Consider the following 17,362-nt stretch of genomic DNA (forward strand, 5'->3'; position numbering starts at 1 on the left):
AATGCTCAGCGAGCAGGGTGAGTCCTGCCCGACAACTGATGTCGGGTGGAATCAGTCAGCAATGGCGCTGACCCTCGGGACGCCACCGCTTGACCCTCGACAATGCCCAGGTCAGCCCACCAACCGGGGCGTGTCGAGACGGGGTCGGGGGTGTCGAGTCCGCACAAGACGTATACGGATGAATCGGTGCGCAGAGTGGCGCGCAAAGTGAGGGCGAATATGAAGCATGCTCCCGGTCCGACCGGTCTGTACGACCCCGTCCACGAGCACGATGCCTGTGGTGTCGCCTTCGTCGTCGACATGCACGGTCGACGCAGCCGCAACATCGTCGACAAGGCGATCATGGCGCTGGTCAACCTGGAGCATCGCGGCGCCGCCGGCGCCGAACCGAACACCGGCGACGGCGCGGGCATCATGATCCAGGTTCCGGATCGCTTCCTGCGCGAGGTCGTCGACTTCGACCTGCCCGCCGAGGGCGCCTACGCCACCGGCATCGCCTTCCTGCCGCAGGGCTCCAAGGATGTGACCGAGGCGGTCGAGGGCGTCGAGAAGATCATCGAGTCCGAGGGCCTGAACCTGCTCGGCTGGCGCGAGGTGCCCACCAACGAGAACGGTCTCGGGGCGCTCGCGCGTGACGCGATGCCGACCTTCCGTCAGGTCTTCCTCTCGCTCCCCGAGGACGTCGAGGATGCCGACGGCATGGCGCTGGAGCGCAAGGCGTTCGTCGTCCGCAAGCGCGTCCAGCACGAACTCGGCAACAAGGGTGCCGGTGCCGACGGCCCGGGCCGCGAGACCGTCTACTTCCCGAGCCTGTCCGGCAAGACCTTCGTCTACAAGGGCATGCTGACCACCCCGCAGCTGCGGGAGTTCTACGTCGACCTGCAGGACTCGCGTGTCGAGTCGGCGCTGGGTCTGGTGCACTCGCGCTTCTCCACCAACACCTTCCCGTCGTGGCCGCTGGCCCACCCGTTCCGCCGCGTCGCGCACAACGGTGAGATCAACACCGTCACCGGCAACGAGAACTGGATGCGGGCCCGTGAGGCGCTCATCGACACCGAACTGTTCGGCGGCGAGGGCACGGCCGAGAAGATCTTCCCGGTGTGCACACCGGGTGCGTCCGACACCGCGCGCTTCGACGAGGCGCTCGAGATGCTGCACCTCGGTGGCCGCAGCCTCCCGCATGCGGTGCTGATGATGATCCCCGAGGCGTGGGAACGTCACGAGTCGATGAAGCCGGAGCACCGCGCGTTCTACGAGTATCACGCGACGCTGATGGAGCCGTGGGACGGACCGGCGTCGGTGTGTTTCACCGACGGCACCGTCGTCGGCGCGGTTCTCGACCGAAACGGCCTGCGCCCCAGCCGCATCTGGGTCACCAAGGACGGCCTCGTCGTGATGGCCTCGGAGGTCGGCGTCCTCGACATCGACCATTCCGACGTGGTGCAGAAGATGCGCCTACAGCCGGGCCGGATGTTCCTCGTCGACACCGCGGCCGGCCGCATCGTCGACGACGAGGAGATCAAGGACGAACTCGCCGCCGAGCACCCTTACCAGGAGTGGCTGGACAACGGGCTCGTGCACATCGATCACGTCAAGGCGCTGCCGCATGAGCACATGTCGCATCACCGGGTCACGTTGCGCCAGTTGACCTTCGGATACACCACCGAGGAGCTGAACCTGCTGGTCGCGCCGATGGCGAAGACCGGCGCGGAGGCCATCGGCTCGATGGGCACCGACACCCCGATCGCGGTGCTCTCGGCACGGCCGCGGATGTTGTTCGACTACTTCCAGCAGCTCTTCGCGCAGGTGACCAACCCGCCGTTGGACGCGATCCGCGAGGAGATCGTCACCAGCATCGGCGCCACCATCGGCTCCGAAGCCGACCTGCTGCACCCGGGCCCCGAGTCGTGCCGCCAGATCGCGCTGCCCTCACCGGTTCTCGACAACGATCACCTGGCCAAGCTGGTCCGGATCAACGACGACGAGAACCTGCCCGACTTCCGCAGCGCCCACATCCACGGCCTGTATCCGGTGGCCGAGGGCGGCGCCGGACTGCGCAAGGCACTCGACGAGGTCCGCGCCAAGGTCAGCGCCGCGATCGCCGACGGGGTGAACCTGATCATCCTGAGCGACCGGGAATCCGACGAGACGCTCGCCCCGATCCCGTCGCTGCTGCTGACCGCCGCGGTGCATCATCACCTGGTGCGTGAGCGCAAGCGCACCCAGGTCGGCCTGATCGTCGAATCCGGCGACTGCCGCGAGGTGCATCACGTCGCCACGCTGGTGGGTTTCGGTGCGGCAGCGGTCAATCCGTACATGGCGTTCGAATCCATCGAGGACATGGTCGAACGCGGAGTGCTCGGCGACATCGACTTCGAGACCGCCCGCACCAACTACATCAAGGCCGCGGGCAAGGGCGTGCTGAAGGTGATGAGCAAGATGGGCATCTCGACGGTGGCCTCCTACACCGGCGCCCAGCTCTTCCAGGTCATCGGCATCAACACCGAGACCGTCGACGAGTTCTTCGCCGGCATGCGCAGCCAGCTCGGTGGTATCGGTCTCGACGAGATTGCCGCCGACGTCGCCGCCCGCCACCAACTCGCGTTCAGCGAGCGTCCCTCGGAGCGGGCGCATCGCGAACTGCCGGTCGGCGGTGAATACCAGTGGCGCCGTGAGGGTGAGTACCACCTGTTCAACCCGGACACGGTGTTCAAGCTGCAGCACGCCACCCGCACCGGGCAGTACAAGGTGTTCAAGGAATACACCAAGCTCGTCGACGATCAGTCGCGCAAGCTGGCCACCCTGCGTGGTCTGTTCGACTTCAATTTCGGTGACCGCGACCCGATCCCGATCGACAAGGTCGAATCCGCCCGCGAGATCGTCAAGCGATTCTCCACCGGCGCCATGAGTTTCGGGTCGATCTCGGCCGAGGCACACGAGACCCTCGCGATCGCGATGAACCGCCTCGGTGGCCGGTCGAATTCCGGTGAGGGCGGCGAGGATCCGCGTCGCTTCCACCATGACGAGAACGGCGACTGGCGGCGCAGCGCGATCAAGCAGGTCGCGTCGGGACGTTTCGGCGTCACCTCGCACTACCTGACCAACTGCACCGACATCCAGATCAAGATGGCGCAGGGCGCCAAGCCCGGTGAGGGCGGCCAGCTGCCGCCGCACAAGGTGTATCCGTGGGTCGCCGAGGTGCGTGGTTCGACGCCGGGCGTCGGCCTCATCTCGCCGCCGCCGCACCACGACATCTACTCGATCGAGGATCTCGCGCAGCTGATCCACGACCTGAAGAACGCGAACCCGCAGGCGCGGATTCACGTCAAGCTGGTCAGTGAAATCGGTGTCGGTACCGTCGCCGCGGGTGTGTCCAAGGCGCACGCCGACGTGGTGCTCATCTCCGGGCATGACGGTGGTACCGGCGCGTCGCCGCTGACCTCCCTCAAGCATGCCGGTGCGCCGTGGGAGATCGGCCTCGCCGAGACTCAGCAGACATTGCTGCTCAACGGACTTCGCGACCGCATCTCGGTGCAGGTCGACGGCCAGCTCAAGACCGGTCGGGACGTGGTGATCGCGGCACTGCTCGGTGCCGAGGAATTCGGTTTCGCCACCGCGCCGCTGGTGGTGTCGGGCTGCATCATGATGCGGGTCTGCCACCTCGACACCTGCCCGGTGGGTGTGGCCACCCAGAACCCGCTGCTGCGTGAGCGTTTCACCGGCAAGCCGGAGTTCGTCGAGAACTTCTTCCTGTTCATCGCCGAAGAGGTCCGGGAACTGCTGGCGCGTCTGGGATTCCGGACGCTGCAGGAGGCCGTCGGTCACGTCGAGGCACTTGATACCGGTAAGGCGCAGGCGCATTGGGCGTCGGACAAGGCCGGCAAGCTGGATCTGTCGTCGGTGCTGGCGCTGACCGAGTCGCCGTTCATGAACCAGGATCTGTACTGCTCCGGCGTGCAGGACCACGGTCTGGACAAGGCGCTCGACCAGCAACTGATCGCGCAGAGCCGTGAGGCGATCGACAGTGGTACCCGGGTGAGCTTCACCTCGAAGATCACCAACGTCAACCGCACCGTCGGCACCATGCTCGGCCACGAGGTCACCAAGACCTATGGTGCGCAAGGGCTTCCGGACGGCACCATCATGATCGACTTCACCGGGTCGGCGGGCAACAGCTTCGGAGCGTTCGTGCCCAAGGGCATCACCCTGCGCCTCGAGGGCGACGCCAACGACTTCGTCGGCAAGGGACTCTCCGGTGGTCGTATCGTGGTGCGCCCGGCGACCAATGCGCCGGAAGGCTTTGTGGCCGAGGACAACATCATCGCCGGCAACGTGATCGGCTTCGGTGCGACAGCGGGCAAGATCTTCCTGCGTGGTGTGGTCGGTGAGCGGTTCTGCGTGCGTAACTCGGGTGCGACCGCCGTCGTCGAGGGCGTCGGCGATCACGGCTGCGAGTACATGACCGGTGGCCGGGTGGTGGTACTCGGGGACACCGGACGCAACTTCGCGGCCGGCATGTCCGGCGGCATCGCCTACGTATACGACCCGGCGGGACGATTCGCCGACAACCTCAACACCGAACTGGTGGAGTTCGAGCCGCTCGACGACGAGGACATCGCGTTCCTGTCGGCGACGATCTCCGAGCACCGCGACGAGACCGGATCTCCGGTTGCCGCAGCGGTTCTCACCGAGTGGGAGACCACGCAGAGCCAGTTCGCCAAGGTGATGCCCCGCGACTTCAAGCGGGTGCTCGCGGCGGCGGCAGCGGCCGAGCGAGATGGACGAGACGTGAACGAAGCGATCATGGAGGCCGCACGTGGCTGACCCCAGAGGATTCCTCAAGCACACCGAGCGTGAACTGCCCGACCGTCGACCCGTCGACCTGCGACTGCTCGACTGGAAAGAGGTCTACACCGACTTCGGCAAGGACGAGTTGAAGACGCAGGCCAGTCGCTGCATGGATTGCGGTATCCCGTTCTGCCACAACGGTTGCCCGCTGGGGAACCTGATCCCCGAGTGGAACGATCTGGTCTACAAGAACCAGTGGGATGCCGGCATCGAACGGCTGCACGCCACCAACAACTTCCCGGAGTTCACCGGTCGGTTGTGCCCGGCGCCGTGCGAGGCGTCGTGCGTGCTCGGCATCAACCAGCCTGCCGTGACCATCAAGCAGGTCGAGGTCGAACTCATCGACAACGCCTGGGATTCCGGCCTGGTCACCCCGGTGCTGCCGACCGAGCGGACCGGTAAGAATGTGGCCGTCGTCGGCTCGGGCCCTGCCGGATTGGCTGCCGCGCAGCAGCTCACCCGCGCCGGTCACACCGTGTACGTCTACGAGCGGGCCGACCGCATCGGTGGTCTGCTGCGCTACGGCATCCCCGAGTTCAAGATGGAGAAGCGGCACATCGACCGTCGTCTGGAGCAGATGAAGGCCGAGGGCACCGTCTTCCGGACCGGCGTCAACGTCGGCGTCGACATCACCATCGAGCAGCTGCGCACCGACTACGACGCGGTGGTGCTCGCGATGGGTTCGACCATCGGTCGTGACCTGCCCATCCCGGGCCGTGACCTCGACGGCATCCATCAGGCGATGGAGTTCCTGCCGCAGGCCAACCGAATCCAGTTGGGCGACACCGTCGATTCCCAGATCACCGCCAAGGGCAAGAAGGTCGTCATCATCGGTGGCGGCGACACCGGCGCCGACTGCCTGGGCACCTCGTTGCGCCAGGGTGCCGAGATCGTGCATCAGTTCGAGATCATGCCGCGTCCGCCGCAGGAACGCGCCGAGTCGACCCCGTGGCCGACCTATCCGCTGATGTACCGCGTCTCCTCGGCCCACGAGGAGGGCGGCGAGCGGGTGTTCTCGGTCAACACCGAGCAGTTCGTCGGCGAGAACGGCAAGGTCACCGCGCTGCAGGCGCACGAGGTGAAGATGGTCGACGGTCGCTTCCAGAAGGTCGAGGGCTCCGACTTCGAGCTCGAATGCGACCTCGTCCTGCTGGCCATGGGCTTCGTCGGACCCGAGCGCAATGATCTGCTCGACAAGCTCGGCGTCGAGTACGACCAGCGCGGAAACATCAAGCGCGACGACGAATTCCGGGCGATCGGCCAGGAGGGTGTGTTCGTGGCCGGTGATGCCGGCCGTGGTCAGTCGCTGATCGTGTGGGCGATCGCCGAGGGCCGTTCGGCCGCCGCGGCCGCCGACGCGTTCCTCGCCGGCCAGACCGACCTGCCCTCGCCGATCTACCCGACGCAGGTCGCTCAGCGCTGATCGCACGCGCCACGAGCCTCAATCGTCTGTCGCCGCCTCGAATCCGAGGCGGCGACAGACGTCAGTTACTGCTGTCGATCACGAATGAGCCGGATAGTTCGCCGTCGCTGGACAGGAAGCTCTCGCAGGTGATGTCGTAGCGGGTCTCGGCCGCTCTCTGGGGCAACTCGAGATCCATCCAGGTCCTGCCGGCCCAGTCCTCGTCGGTTCCCAGTTCGGGAACTCCGCGCGCAGACAGTGTGCAGGTGATCGACGATCCTGTGTTGGTCTTCGCCTCGATGTGAACCTTGACGGTTCCGATTGCGTCGTCCGGGTAGGAACTCTGCGTCGAACTGGATGTGCTGTATTCGCACGGGAGCAGCGGCCCGTCACCACGCAACTCACATTCACCGTCTTGGAACCGCGACGCTGCCTGTGACGGCGATGCGGTCATGGTCATCGACGTCGCGGCCAGCGCCATCGCGCCGCACGCGATCGCCACACGGTTTCGGTATCTCATCGGTCCCCGATCCTTCGAGAGTGGTGATCCACCATCGTGGATCAAATATGAAGTTCGATCACACCATATCGGACGCTTTTCCGAATCAGCAGCCGGATATCTGCGCGAGCACTCGATGCGACGTGATCTCGGCGCGTCGCTCTAGCCTGGTCGGTATGACAGCGTGGGTGGAAGTTCTCGTGGCCATGGTCGACGGACCGTCGAAGCCCATCACCGGGGTGGTGGAATCGGTTGTTCCGGAGGGGTATTCCGAGACCTTTGCCGTGGCGGGTCCGCGGATGATGACGCCGTGGTTGAGCGAGCGGGTGCGGATGTACCGCGACGGAGCGAAGCTCGCCGTCGAACTCCTCGACGGCACACCGCTGTTCCGCACCGACGGCGAGACGGCGTGGCGGTGGGAGCAGCCGGGCGAGCCGCCGTTGAGTGGGCCGGCGCGGCGGCTGTATTACTCGGGTCCGGGCCGGCAACTGATGCAGGTGCGCCCGGCCGGTGACTGGGCGGGATCGGACGACTTCACCAGGCCGACACAACGCCCGATCGAGACCGTCGAGTTCCTGGGGCGGCCCGCGTGGGCTGTGGAACTCGCCCCGCCGAGACACAAGCCCGCACCGATCGGCATCGTCGTGGATCGGGAGACCGGCGCCGTCGTCGAGGAGCGTAGCGATCACTTCGGGCTCTCATCGTCGTACGTGGAGTTCGAGGTGGTCGAGTCGATCGACCCGGCGGTCTTCGCCTACGAGGGCCCGGTTGCCTCTATGGAGGATCGCCAGGAGCAGATGCGCCGCGAGCACGAGGTCGCGGCCCGGGACCAACGAGCCTGGTTCGCCGCGAATGTCGGTGCGACACATCTGTCGGTGCCGGTGCGTATCGCTCTCGACGTGGAAGTCGTCCACACCGATGGCACCGACGGCGGGCATGTGGAGGCGAGCCTGCGGGCGGACCGTGGCGGGTCCTTCGGCGCCGTCGCGCGGCGGGATCGAGCCGACACCGAGTGGGAGCTGAGATGGAGTGAACCGGGCGTCCGTTGGTCGACGGCCGACCACGATTGGGCGTTGGTCATCTACGGCGTCGGCATCGATGACGACGCGGTGGCCGCACTCGCCGAACAGCTCCATCCGGGGGTCGAGGCCCGGCTCTCGGCGTATCCGCACTGACATCGGAGGCAACTGCCAACCCGTCCTCAGTCATCGGCTTGAGTAGAAGATCGTCGTGACCTGGGGTTTTGGGCCCGATCTACTCGTGGAATGACTGAGCACGGGCGAGCCAGTGGCGCGGTGGGCCTGCGCGCCCACCGGCGTGCGGCACCGGCTGTCCTGATCGTCTCCGACGACCCCGAGCCCGCCGAGTGTCCGATGCGCCGACCCCGCCGACCATCCGAAGCCGCGACGCCGTCGAATCGCTGGGGAACCCGATCGAAAGGACTCCCCACGTGGTCGACGTATCCCGCACTTTCACCGTCAGCCGTCCGCGCGCAGAGGTCGTGGCCTATCTGCGTGACTTCGCCAACGCCACCGCCTGGGATCCCGGGACCGTCGAGTGCACGCAGGAGACACCGGGGGAGATCGGGCTCGGTACCCGCTGGCACAACAAGTCGAAGCTGTACGGCATCTCCACCGAACTGACCTACGAGTTGGTCCGCGACGACGCCGACCACGTCGTGTTCTCCGGCAGCAACAAGACCGCCACCACGTCCGACGATCTGTCCTTCGCTGACGCCGATGGCGGCGGGACGACGATCACGTATCGCGCGCTGGTCGACTTCCACCGGTTTGCGTTCATCGGTGAACCGCTGTTCGGATTCATCTTCGGGCGGCTGGCCGATTCGGTGCCGAAACAGATGGCCGAGGTGCTCGAATCCCGCTGAAATCTGTGTGGCGTGTGCCACTCGGAAGATTTTCCGCAGGTCAAGGCGCTGGCGCGTCGCTACCGGATCGGTAACGTTCGGCGTGTCATCATCGACGTACACGGGTGAGTTGCGATTGGGGAATCGGCAACTACAGCATTTTGAAGTTCGTATCCGTTGTACTGATCAGGGAAGCCTCAAGTCATGAAATTGACTGACAGCATCAACTCTCACCGACGCCCCTCCAAACTGTCCGCGCTGGCCAACCGGCGTGGCCGCCGGCAGGCACGGATGTTCCCGGCCGAGGCCGAACGACTGGCGACCCCCGCCGAACTCAAGCGCCTGGCGCTCTAACCCGCGTCAGCCCGCGCCGCGGCCGCCTGCGGTGGCCGCCGTACCGCTACTCGGCGACGACCCGCGCCGACTCGCCGGCGAACTCGACCACGTCACCGACGACCAACTGTCGACCGCGCCGGGTCTCCACGTCGCCGTTGACCGAGACCTCGCCGTCGGCGATGACCTCCTTGGCCTCCGCCCCGGACTCGATGAGGTTGGCCAGCTTCAGGAACTGGCCCAGGCGGATCGTGTCATCTCTGATCGTCACGTCGAACACACGCCCATAGTGCCCGTAATGAACCACTCGTGGCGACCGCAACCGCCGACTAACGTTGGCTGCCATGGCGGTCGACACACCACCCTCGCGAACCGGCACCGACGTCCCGCATGAGCCCGACCGGACGGTCGCCGACCGGCGGTCGGCGGATCTGCTCGAGCAGATCCGGCACCCGCGGGGTTTCGGACATCGGGCACCGCAGATCGCCGGCACCGTCGTCGGCGTCATGGCGGCGATCGCATTGGCGTCGAGCATTCTGCCGTTCTTCCGGCACTGGATTCACGTACCCCGCGACTACGTGGACAACTACATCATCGCGATGCCGGAGACCAGCTTCGCGTGGGCGTACGTGCTGGCGCTCGTCGCCATCGCGCTGGCCGCCCGCAAACGCATCGCCTGGTGGATCTGCGTCATCATCCTGGTGCTGTTCATGCTCACCAACTCCCTGCTGCTCATCCCGGCGGTCGCCGACGAACTCGAGATATCGCGGACCGAACGCGTCAACCTCGTCGTCGGCTTGGGGATCGACGTCGCGATCCTGATCTTCCTGCTTCTCACCTATCGACAGTTCTATACGCGGGTCCGGCGCGCGGCGCTGCTGCGCGCGCTCGTCGTCCTGATCGTGGGCCTGTTCGTCGCCACCCTCCTCGGGTGGGCGCTGGTGGCACTGTTCCCCGGAACGTTGCAGTCCGGTGAGCGCCTGCCGTACGCCTTCAACCGGGTGGTGGCCTTCGCGACCATCGACCAACGCACCTTCGACGGTCACGCCCACGCGCCGATCAACGGTCTCCTGGGATTGTTCGGCGCACTGGCACTCATCGCCGCGGCGATCGTGCTGTTCCGGTCGCAACGCCTGAAATCGTTGATGACCGTGGAGGACGAACGGCTCATCCGCGCGTTGATCACCCGCTTCGGCGACGACGACTCGCTGGCCTATTTCTCCACCCGCCGGGACAAGGCGGTGGTGTTCTCACCCGACGGCCGTGCCGCCATCACTTATCGGGTGGAGTTGGGTGTCGGCCTGGCCGGCGGTGATCCGATCGGTGACCGGGAATCGTGGCCCGGCGCGATCGCGGAGTTCCTGACCCTGTGTGAACGGTACGGGTGGCATCCGGCGGCGATGGGCGCCGGCGAACGCGGCGCCGAGGCCTACGATGCGGCCGGGTTCAACACCCTCAACATCGGCGACGAGGCGATCATCCACACCCGCGAGTTCAGCCTGTCCGGATCGGCGATGAAGAGCGTACGTCAGGCCGTCACCCGTAACCGTCGGGCCGGGGTGATGGTGCGTATTCGTCGGCACGGAGAGCTGACCGACGCCGAGATGGTCGACGTCGTGGCGCGTGCCGACGCGTGGCGCGACACCGACGAGGAGCGCGGATTCGCGATGGCGCTCTCCCGGATCGGTGATCCGGCCGACGACAACTGTCTGCTCGTCGAGGCGATCCAGACCGGCGACGATGGCACGGAACGGGTGATCGGCATGCTGAGCTTCGTGCCGTGGGGACGGCGCGGGGTGTCGCTGGATCTGATGCGCCGCGACCGCAACGGCGTCAACGGCGTCGTCGAGACGATGGTCGCAGAACTGTGCCGACAGGCCGAGCAGGTCGGTGTCACCGACGTCTCGCTGAACTTCGCGACGTTCCGCGCGTTCTTCGAGCAGGGTGGCCAGATCGGTGCCGGCCCGGTCATGCGGGCCACCTACTCGGTGCTGATGTTCGGTTCCCGGTTCTTCCAGATGGAATCGCTCTACAAGTCCAACGCCAAGTACCTGCCGGATTGGCAACCGCGGTTCCTGTGCTTCGAGGACGCCCGGATGCTGCCGCGTGCGGGCCTGGCGAGCGTGGTCACAGAGGGATTCGTGCGGCTGCCGCGGTTCGGCCGCAAGGAACAGTACGAGGCGGGCCAGCCGTCGATCCCGGCCGGTGTCGACGTCGACGCGCTGATCGCGCAATTCGAGGCCGAGGCCGACCGCAGCGCCGTGGAGGTCCACCGCCCCGAGCAGGTGCGGGTCCGGATGGCCAAACTGGAGCGGCTCGTCGAGCAGGGATTCGATCCGTATCCACCCGCCGATGCCCCGACCCACACCATCGTGCGGGCCGTCGCCGAGCCGATGGGTACGCAGGTGACGATCGCCGGACGGGTGACCCGCTTCCGCGACTTCGGCAAGGTCATCTTCGCCGACGTCCACGACTGGTCGGGACAGGTGCAGCTCCTCGTCGAGGCCGATCGGATCATTCCGGGCACACCGGATTTCGGCTCGGATGTGGATCTCGGTGACCTGATCGAGGTACGCGGCGAGGTCGGCACCAGCCGTAAGGGCGAACTGTCGATCCTCATCGACGCGTGGCGGATCAACGGCAAATGCCTGCGTCCGCTCCCGGACAAGTGGTCCGGCCTGGCCGACCCGGAAGCCCGTGTCCGGCAACGGTATCTGGATCTGGCCACCAATGCCGAAAGCCGTGATCTGCTGCGTATCCGCAGCGTGGTGGTGAAGTCGCTACGCGACTTCCTGGCCACCCGTGACTATCTCGAGGTCGAGACGCCGATTCTGCAACGAATCCATGGCGGCGCCAACGCAACTCCGTTCCGGACCCACATCAACGCCTACAACCTCGACCTGTACCTGCGGATCGCGCCGGAACTCTACCTCAAGCGGCTGTGCGTCGGCGGGGTGGAGAAGGTCTTCGAGATCGGCCGCAACTTCCGCAACGAAGGCGTCGACTTCTCCCACAACCCGGAGTTCACCAGCCTGGAAGCCTATGAGGCACACAGTGATTACCTCAAAATGCTGGATCTGACGCGGGAGATGATCCAGTTCGCCGCGACCGCCGCGCACGGTGAACCGGTGATCTACCGGACCGGCGACGACGGCGAGACGCAGCGTATCGACATCTCCGGACCGTGGCCGGTGAAGACGGTGCACGAGGTGGTCTCCGAAGGTGCCGGCGAGGAGATCACCCCGGAGACGAGCGCCGAGGAACTGCGTCGTATCTGCGATCGGCTGGAGATCGCGCACCGTCCCGACTGGGATGCCGGCGCACTGGTACTCGAACTCTACGAACATCTCGGTGAGGACCGCACCACCTTCCCGACCTTCTACATCGACTTCCCGACGTCGACGTCGCCGTTGACGCGTGCGCACCGCAGCCGCCCGGGTGTCGCCGAACGTTGGGATCTGGTGGCGTGGGGCGTCGAATTGGGTACCGCGTACACCGAATTGACCGACCCCGTGGAGCAGCGGGCCCGGCTCACCGCGCAGTCGATCCTGGCCGCCGACGGTGATCCCGAGGCGATGGAACTCGACGAGGACTTCCTCGAGGCCTTGGAGTACGCGATGCCGCCCACCGGTGGCCTCGGTATCGGCGTGGACCGCGTGGTCATGCTCATCACCGGCCAGTCCATCCGCGAATCCCTGCCGTTCCCGCTCGTCAAACCGGACGAGGGATAACCGATGCAGGATCTGACGACGGTGCGGCAACCGCCGGGGACGTTCTTCGAGATCGCCGGTCGGAGAATACATGTCGTCGATCAGGGGGTCGGTGATCCGGTGCTGCTGATGGCGGCGCTGGGCAGCAACTGGTTCGATCTCGATGCGATCGCCTGGCGGCTGCGCGCACGATCGCGGCGGGTGATCCGTTACGACCGCCCCGGATACGGCTTCTCCGAGGAGCCGGCGCCCGGTCATGTTCCGACGCTCGCCGACGAAATCGAGCGCATGCGTGCGGTTCTCGACGCGGTGGGGGTCACCGAGCCGGTGGTGGTGGTGGGGCATTCGTTGGCCTCGCTCTACGTCGAGGGCTTTGCTCGCGCACATCCGGATCGCATTGCCGCGGTGGTGATGCTCGACGGATCGTTCGTCCTGCTGCCGTGGCGACTGGTGCCGACCGCATTCCGCGTCGCCAACGCCCATCGGTTGATCGCCGTCGTGCGGGAGGTCGCTCGGCGCACCGATCTTCGGCTGCACGGCCGAGCGCTGCTGCGTGCACGCCTCCTGCCGCAACCGCCGGAAGGGTTCGGCGACGCGGAGCAGGCGTGGGCCGAACAGCTCTTCGGTGGTACGTCGGTGTTGCTGGCCACGCTGGTGGAGAATGCGGCGTTTCCGGCCATCAACGAAGCGCTTCGCCAGATGCGGAAGGTGGCCGAGATCCCGCCGGTGCCGGTGGTTGTGGTGGTGGCGCTGTCCGGACCGTCGGTGTGGCAACGGGTCTGGCGGTGGAAGCAGCAACGGTATGCCCGGATGTTGGGCGGTTCGATTCGGGCACTCCGGTCACGACACTTCATCGTCCTCGACCAACCCGAGGCACTCGCGCGGATCATCGACGAGGTGCGGGCGTTGCCGAGACCATTCGGGGGACCGACCGGGCCGAAGAACTGATTCGTCGGTGCCCACGTGCCACGGACGTCCGCTGACCTGGGTACTGCTCATCGCCCACGCCGTTGCTGGCCTTCCTCCCGGCGGGCGTCATCCTCAAGGTCGTGGGCCGTCGGTGGACACAGGCGTGGGCGACCGCCAACGACTTCACCTATCGGCGTGATCCGCTGTGGTCGGCACCGCAATGGGAGGTGCCGCCGTTCTCGGTCCGCCGGGCCCGCCGCAAGCGCGTCCGGGACGGGCATGACCGGGCAGCGCGGCGCGTACCCCGCGACGTACTTCCACTTCACCTGATGGAACAACAACCGCATTCAGATGAGCAGCCACTATCGCAACGTGTTCGCACTGCGACTGCCGGCTGTGGTGCCCCGCGGCGATCGATGTCGCCGCGGTGGGCGACGCCGAAGATGCGCTGACCGCCACCCTCGGGCGGCTCGGTGCGTTGGCCGAGGAGTACCCGGACCTCGGCGTCGTGCGCAGTTACGAAGCGCTGCAACGAGAACTCGGCGACACCGAGGACCGGATCGTCGTCGCGCGGCCCCTCTACAACGCCAACGTCCGCGCCCTCAACACCGGGATCGGCAGTGTGCCCGCCTCGGTGGTGGCGTCGCTGCATCGGGTGACGCCGGAGCAGTACTTCGAGATCGGCGACGTGTCGGTGCGGGATGTGGTCGACGTGGATCGACTCTTCGGTGATCGGGACGATCCGGCCTGAACCCGGTACCGGTGGCCGGGTTGTCGGTTCAGATGCCGTATTCGGCGACCCGATCCACGAACATCTGCCCGGTCGGGACGATGATGCCGCCGAAGTTGTCGAGTTGCAGGGCCAGGTGCATGGCGCGCGGCGGGAACCGTGCGGGATCGGTGCTGATCGCCCACTGGACACCGTCGCGGAACACCGCGATATGCGACGGCGTCCACTCCACCGCCCAACTGTGCCAGGCGGTGGCGTCGATGAAGGTGGTGTGGGATTCGACGGTGTCCTGGGCGCTGAAATGCAGGTTGTACTGGACCGCCTGCCGGGTGGCGTCGACGATCTCCATGAAGTCGACCTCGCCGCCGACCGGCCAGTCCTCCGCGTCGGGCCAGAGCAGCGCCACCGCATGCCAATTCGGCGATGCGATGGTGGTTCTGGCACAGATCTCCCAGCGGCCGTACTTGCGTCCCGCCCACGTGGGGGTGACGCCACCGGAGTCGCCGTTGATGCTCGAGGTGATCGCCAATGCGCCGTCGGAGATGGACACCGCGTCGCGCGTGCGGCTGCCGTTCCCGGCATGGCCGGCGCCCTCGTAGACGTGCCAGTTGCTCAGCGAGTTGAAGTCATCGGCGTGATCGGGCGTGCCCCAGCCATGTTGGGCGGCGGCGGTTGCGGTGCACCGGGCCGATGACGACGATCCGAGGTCGAGGGCGTGTGCGTCGCCCGGATCGGCCGCGATCGTCGCTCCGGCGACCACGCCGAGGGCGAGAATGGGGCGAAGGAATGTCGACACCAATGGTCGCAGACGCATTTTCGGCACGGGTAGAACATAGCAGAGTATTTTGTCGGCTGCCGGGCCGGAATGCGCATTCTTTCAGTCGGAAATCGCATTCTTTGTTGTCGGTGAAGCGGATGTGGTAGCCGCAATTTTGGAGGCGGCGGAATCGTCGGAATCCGGAACACTTTCCGAGGTCGGCGTCGACGTATCGAGGGTTGTGGGGTCGGGGGTTATCGGGTCGGAACTCTGTTCGGTCGAGGTCGAGGTCGAGGGGGATGTGGACGTCGGTGCCGGCGTCGACGGTGTTGATGTCGTCGTCGACTGCGTTGATGTAGTCGTTGACGATGCCGGCGAGTCCTCGGTCTCGTCGGGGTCGGTGGCCATCGGGGTCGATGCTGTGGGTGTCGATGCTGTGGGTGTCGATGCCGAATCGACTTCCGGTGTGGACGATTCCGATGGGGACGCATCAGATACGGCGCGTGCGGACACGGTCGCAGTCGAGGTGGGCGCAGTCGAGGTGGGCGCAGTCGAGGTGACGGCGTACTTCTTCAGCGCCTCTTCGAGTTTGGCGACTTCTTCGGCGTCGGTGCGAATCCACCGGTTCCAGGTGTGGGCGCCGTCGGTGTAGATGAACTCGATGGGCAGTCCCAGGAGGTCGGCCTGTGCGTTGAGCAGCAGTGTCGACGCGAACGACACGACCTCGAGGCCGACGCCGATCGCGACGTTGAGGATCCCGCCCTGGGCCATCATCTCGTCCCACTCGGCCTGCGATGCGGGCAGGCCGTTGCCGGTGGAGACGATGATGGTCTGCCCGTTGGCCTTCGCCTCCGCGATCCGCGCGGCGACGTCGTTGGCGGCCCATGTGTTACCCGGTAGGAACGGGTTGCCCCAGAGCGCGTCGAAGCCGTTGGACACGCCTTGTCGGGTGGCGAGAATGAACGGTACTGCGAGATACCCGAAGATATTGTCGGTCTGGTAATAGCCCGAACGGGACACCGCGACGGAGAAGACGTCGGGATATTTCAGCGCCAGATTGATGGCCTGTCCGCCGGAGATCGACAGGCCGGAGATGGCATTCCCCGACGTGCTGATATCGAATTCTTCATTCAGGAATGCGGGCAGTTCTTCCCCGACGAAGGTCTCCCAGGCCGGATCGAACTCGCCCCCCTCGTAGGTGGTGAGGACGTTGCCGTCGTTGTCGCGGGGTGTCGACTGCCAGTTTGCCGACCAGGTGGTGGCCGAATCGGGGATGGCGACGAGGTTGTACTCGGTGCCGTACAGATCGCCGCGGCCGTTGGTGCTCGGGTCGCTGAGTTGGCCGAGGAAGTACACGGCCTGTTCGGATTCGCCTGCCTCCTGATCTGACGGCCGGATCTTGACCGTCACCGAGGTCTGCATCGACTCCGACCACACCCAGCAGGTCTGGATGTTGGCCGCGCGATCGGCGTCGCTGGTGAACGCACACCCGTCCCGGACGACGGTCGGGTCGACCGCGAAGGCCTGCCCGGCGCCGGTGGCCAGTCCGACGGTGGTGAGCACGGCGACGGCGCAGACCGCAAGGCGCGTTCGTGGACGACGCATTCCGGATGTGGCGGAGGTGCTCCGGAGCGGCATCGTCGGGTCTCCTTGCTCGGCGGCGGTCGGCGAGAACCGACCCTACCCTAAGGATTAGGTAAGGCTAACTTCAGGTGTGACTCAGCTGTCGGGGCGCCGACGGTCATCCTGCTCACACCGGCCATACGTGTGCCCGCGGGTAACACCTATGCTGGTCGGCATGAGTGAGCTCACTTTCACCCCGACCGCGGATCTGGTCGACGAGATCGGCGCCGACGTGCGCAGCTGCGACACCCAGTTCACCCAGTACGGTGGCGTCCGCGAGTTCGTCGGAACCGTCAGCACCGTCCGATGCTTCCAGGACAATGCGCTGCTGAAGTCCATCCTCGGCGAATCCAACCCCGGTGGCGTCCTCGTCATCGACGGCGATGCGTCGGTGCACACCGCGCTGGTCGGCGATCTCATCGCCGAACTCGGCCGCTCCAACGGTTGGGTCGGCATCGTCGTCAACGGTGCGATCCGCGACGCCAAGACGATCGGCGGAATGGACATCGGTGTGAAGGCCCTGGGCACCAACCCGCGCAAGTCGACCAAGACCGGTGTCGGTGAACGCGATGTCCCGGTGGAACTGGGTGGGATCACCTTCGCCCCCGGAGACACGCTCTACTCCGACGACGACGGCATCGTCCTCGTCGCCGCCGTCTGACCTTTCCGACCGCACCACTCACCGAG

At 66.1% G+C, this 17,362-nt stretch carries 13 protein-coding genes; 9 read left to right on the plus strand and 4 right to left on the minus strand.

Features of this window, described 5'->3' with window-relative positions:
- The first annotated feature begins 219 nt into the window (after positions 1–219).
- Together gltB and ACWETB_RS19535 are read left to right on the plus strand one after the other, a co-directional pair.
- Entirely contained in the window at positions 220–4,824 is a 4,605-nt protein-coding gene (gltB, locus tag ACWETB_RS19530; RefSeq protein ID WP_452213023.1) for a glutamate synthase large subunit, read from the plus strand.
- Entirely contained in the window at positions 4,817–6,271 is a 1,455-nt protein-coding gene (locus ACWETB_RS19535; RefSeq protein WP_452213025.1) for a glutamate synthase subunit beta, read from the plus strand. The genes gltB and ACWETB_RS19535 overlap by 8 nt, the downstream gene beginning before the upstream one ends.
- 61 nt (positions 6,272–6,332) lie before the next feature.
- Here the strand turns inward: ACWETB_RS19535 and ACWETB_RS19540 are convergent, their stop codons facing one another.
- Complete coding sequence (locus tag ACWETB_RS19540; protein WP_452213027.1) at positions 6,333–6,770, minus strand: hypothetical protein; 438 nt, start codon at positions 6,768–6,770, stop codon at positions 6,333–6,335.
- A 155-nt stretch (positions 6,771–6,925) separates the two neighbouring features.
- Between ACWETB_RS19540 and ACWETB_RS19545 the strand changes: the two genes are divergently transcribed.
- The 3 genes from ACWETB_RS19545 to ACWETB_RS19555 all read left to right on the plus strand — a co-directional run bounded on the left by ACWETB_RS19545 (position 6,926) and on the right by ACWETB_RS19555 (position 8,967).
- Complete coding sequence (locus ACWETB_RS19545; RefSeq protein ID WP_452213029.1) at positions 6,926–7,924, plus strand: hypothetical protein; 999 nt, start codon at positions 6,926–6,928, stop codon at positions 7,922–7,924.
- A 275-nt stretch (positions 7,925–8,199) separates the two neighbouring features.
- Positions 8,200–8,634, plus strand: a complete 435-nt coding sequence (locus ACWETB_RS19550; protein ID WP_452213031.1) for an SRPBCC family protein — start codon at positions 8,200–8,202, stop codon at positions 8,632–8,634.
- A gap of 183 nt (positions 8,635–8,817) precedes the next feature.
- The gene (locus ACWETB_RS19555; protein ID WP_348807187.1) at positions 8,818–8,967 is read left to right on the plus strand and encodes a hypothetical protein; all 150 of its coding nucleotides are present in this window, start codon (positions 8,818–8,820) and stop codon (positions 8,965–8,967) included.
- A 46-nt stretch (positions 8,968–9,013) separates the two neighbouring features.
- Here ACWETB_RS19555 and ACWETB_RS19560 read toward each other — a convergent pair whose 3' ends face one another.
- Positions 9,014–9,226 (minus strand): RNA-binding S4 domain-containing protein, encoded by a 213-nt coding sequence (locus tag ACWETB_RS19560; protein ID WP_452213033.1) that lies wholly within the window; start codon positions 9,224–9,226, stop codon positions 9,014–9,016.
- 64 nt (positions 9,227–9,290) lie between these two features.
- Between ACWETB_RS19560 and lysX the strand changes: the two genes are divergently transcribed.
- From lysX to ACWETB_RS19575, 3 genes are all read left to right on the plus strand, one after another.
- Positions 9,291–12,677 (plus strand): bifunctional lysylphosphatidylglycerol synthetase/lysine--tRNA ligase LysX, encoded by a 3,387-nt coding sequence (gene lysX / locus ACWETB_RS19565; RefSeq protein ID WP_452213035.1) that lies wholly within the window; start codon positions 9,291–9,293, stop codon positions 12,675–12,677.
- A 3-nt stretch (positions 12,678–12,680) separates the two neighbouring features.
- On the plus strand, positions 12,681–13,604 hold the full coding sequence (locus ACWETB_RS19570; RefSeq protein WP_452213037.1) for an alpha/beta fold hydrolase: 924 nt from the start codon (positions 12,681–12,683) through the stop codon (positions 13,602–13,604).
- A 373-nt stretch (positions 13,605–13,977) separates the two neighbouring features.
- A complete protein-coding gene (locus ACWETB_RS19575) occupies positions 13,978–14,316 on the plus strand; it encodes a LemA family protein (protein ID WP_452213116.1) in 339 nt (112 codons plus the stop codon).
- Positions 14,317–14,344: 28 nt separating this feature from the next.
- Here ACWETB_RS19575 and ACWETB_RS19580 read toward each other — a convergent pair whose 3' ends face one another.
- Together ACWETB_RS19580 and ACWETB_RS19585 are read right to left on the minus strand one after the other, a co-directional pair.
- Positions 14,345–15,109 (minus strand): glycoside hydrolase family 16 protein, encoded by a 765-nt coding sequence (locus ACWETB_RS19580; RefSeq protein ID WP_452213118.1) that lies wholly within the window; start codon positions 15,107–15,109, stop codon positions 14,345–14,347.
- A gap of 63 nt (positions 15,110–15,172) precedes the next feature.
- Complete coding sequence (locus tag ACWETB_RS19585) at positions 15,173–16,690, minus strand: alpha/beta hydrolase (RefSeq protein WP_452213039.1); 1,518 nt, start codon at positions 16,688–16,690, stop codon at positions 15,173–15,175.
- A 148-nt stretch (positions 16,691–16,838) separates the two neighbouring features.
- Here ACWETB_RS19585 and rraA point away from each other — a divergent pair, with 148 nt between their 5' ends.
- Complete coding sequence (rraA, locus tag ACWETB_RS19590; RefSeq protein WP_449742540.1) at positions 16,839–17,336, plus strand: ribonuclease E activity regulator RraA; 498 nt, start codon at positions 16,839–16,841, stop codon at positions 17,334–17,336.
- Positions 17,337–17,362: the final 26 nt, after the last annotated feature.

This window comes from Gordonia sp. NPDC003950, from assembly GCF_053605205.1.

What these genes read in the sequence shown, in the direction of transcription:
- gltB (WP_452213023.1), top strand. Translation starts at nt 220, where the DNA reads ATGAAGCATGCTCCCGGTCCGACCGGTCTGTACGACCCCGTCCACGAG.
- ACWETB_RS19540 (WP_452213027.1), bottom strand. Translation starts at nt 6,770, where the DNA reads ATGAGATACCGAAACCGTGTGGCGATCGCGTGCGGCGCGATGGCGCTG.
- ACWETB_RS19545 (WP_452213029.1), top strand. Translation starts at nt 6,926, where the DNA reads ATGACAGCGTGGGTGGAAGTTCTCGTGGCCATGGTCGACGGACCGTCG.
- ACWETB_RS19555 (WP_348807187.1), top strand. Translation starts at nt 8,818, where the DNA reads ATGAAATTGACTGACAGCATCAACTCTCACCGACGCCCCTCCAAACTG.
- lysX (WP_452213035.1), top strand. Translation starts at nt 9,291, where the DNA reads ATGGCGGTCGACACACCACCCTCGCGAACCGGCACCGACGTCCCGCAT.
- ACWETB_RS19570 (WP_452213037.1), top strand. Translation starts at nt 12,681, where the DNA reads ATGCAGGATCTGACGACGGTGCGGCAACCGCCGGGGACGTTCTTCGAG.
- ACWETB_RS19580 (WP_452213118.1), bottom strand. Translation starts at nt 15,109, where the DNA reads ATGCGTCTGCGACCATTGGTGTCGACATTCCTTCGCCCCATTCTCGCC.
- ACWETB_RS19585 (WP_452213039.1), bottom strand. Translation starts at nt 16,690, where the DNA reads ATGCCGCTCCGGAGCACCTCCGCCACATCCGGAATGCGTCGTCCACGA.
- rraA (WP_449742540.1), top strand. Translation starts at nt 16,839, where the DNA reads ATGCTGGTCGGCATGAGTGAGCTCACTTTCACCCCGACCGCGGATCTG.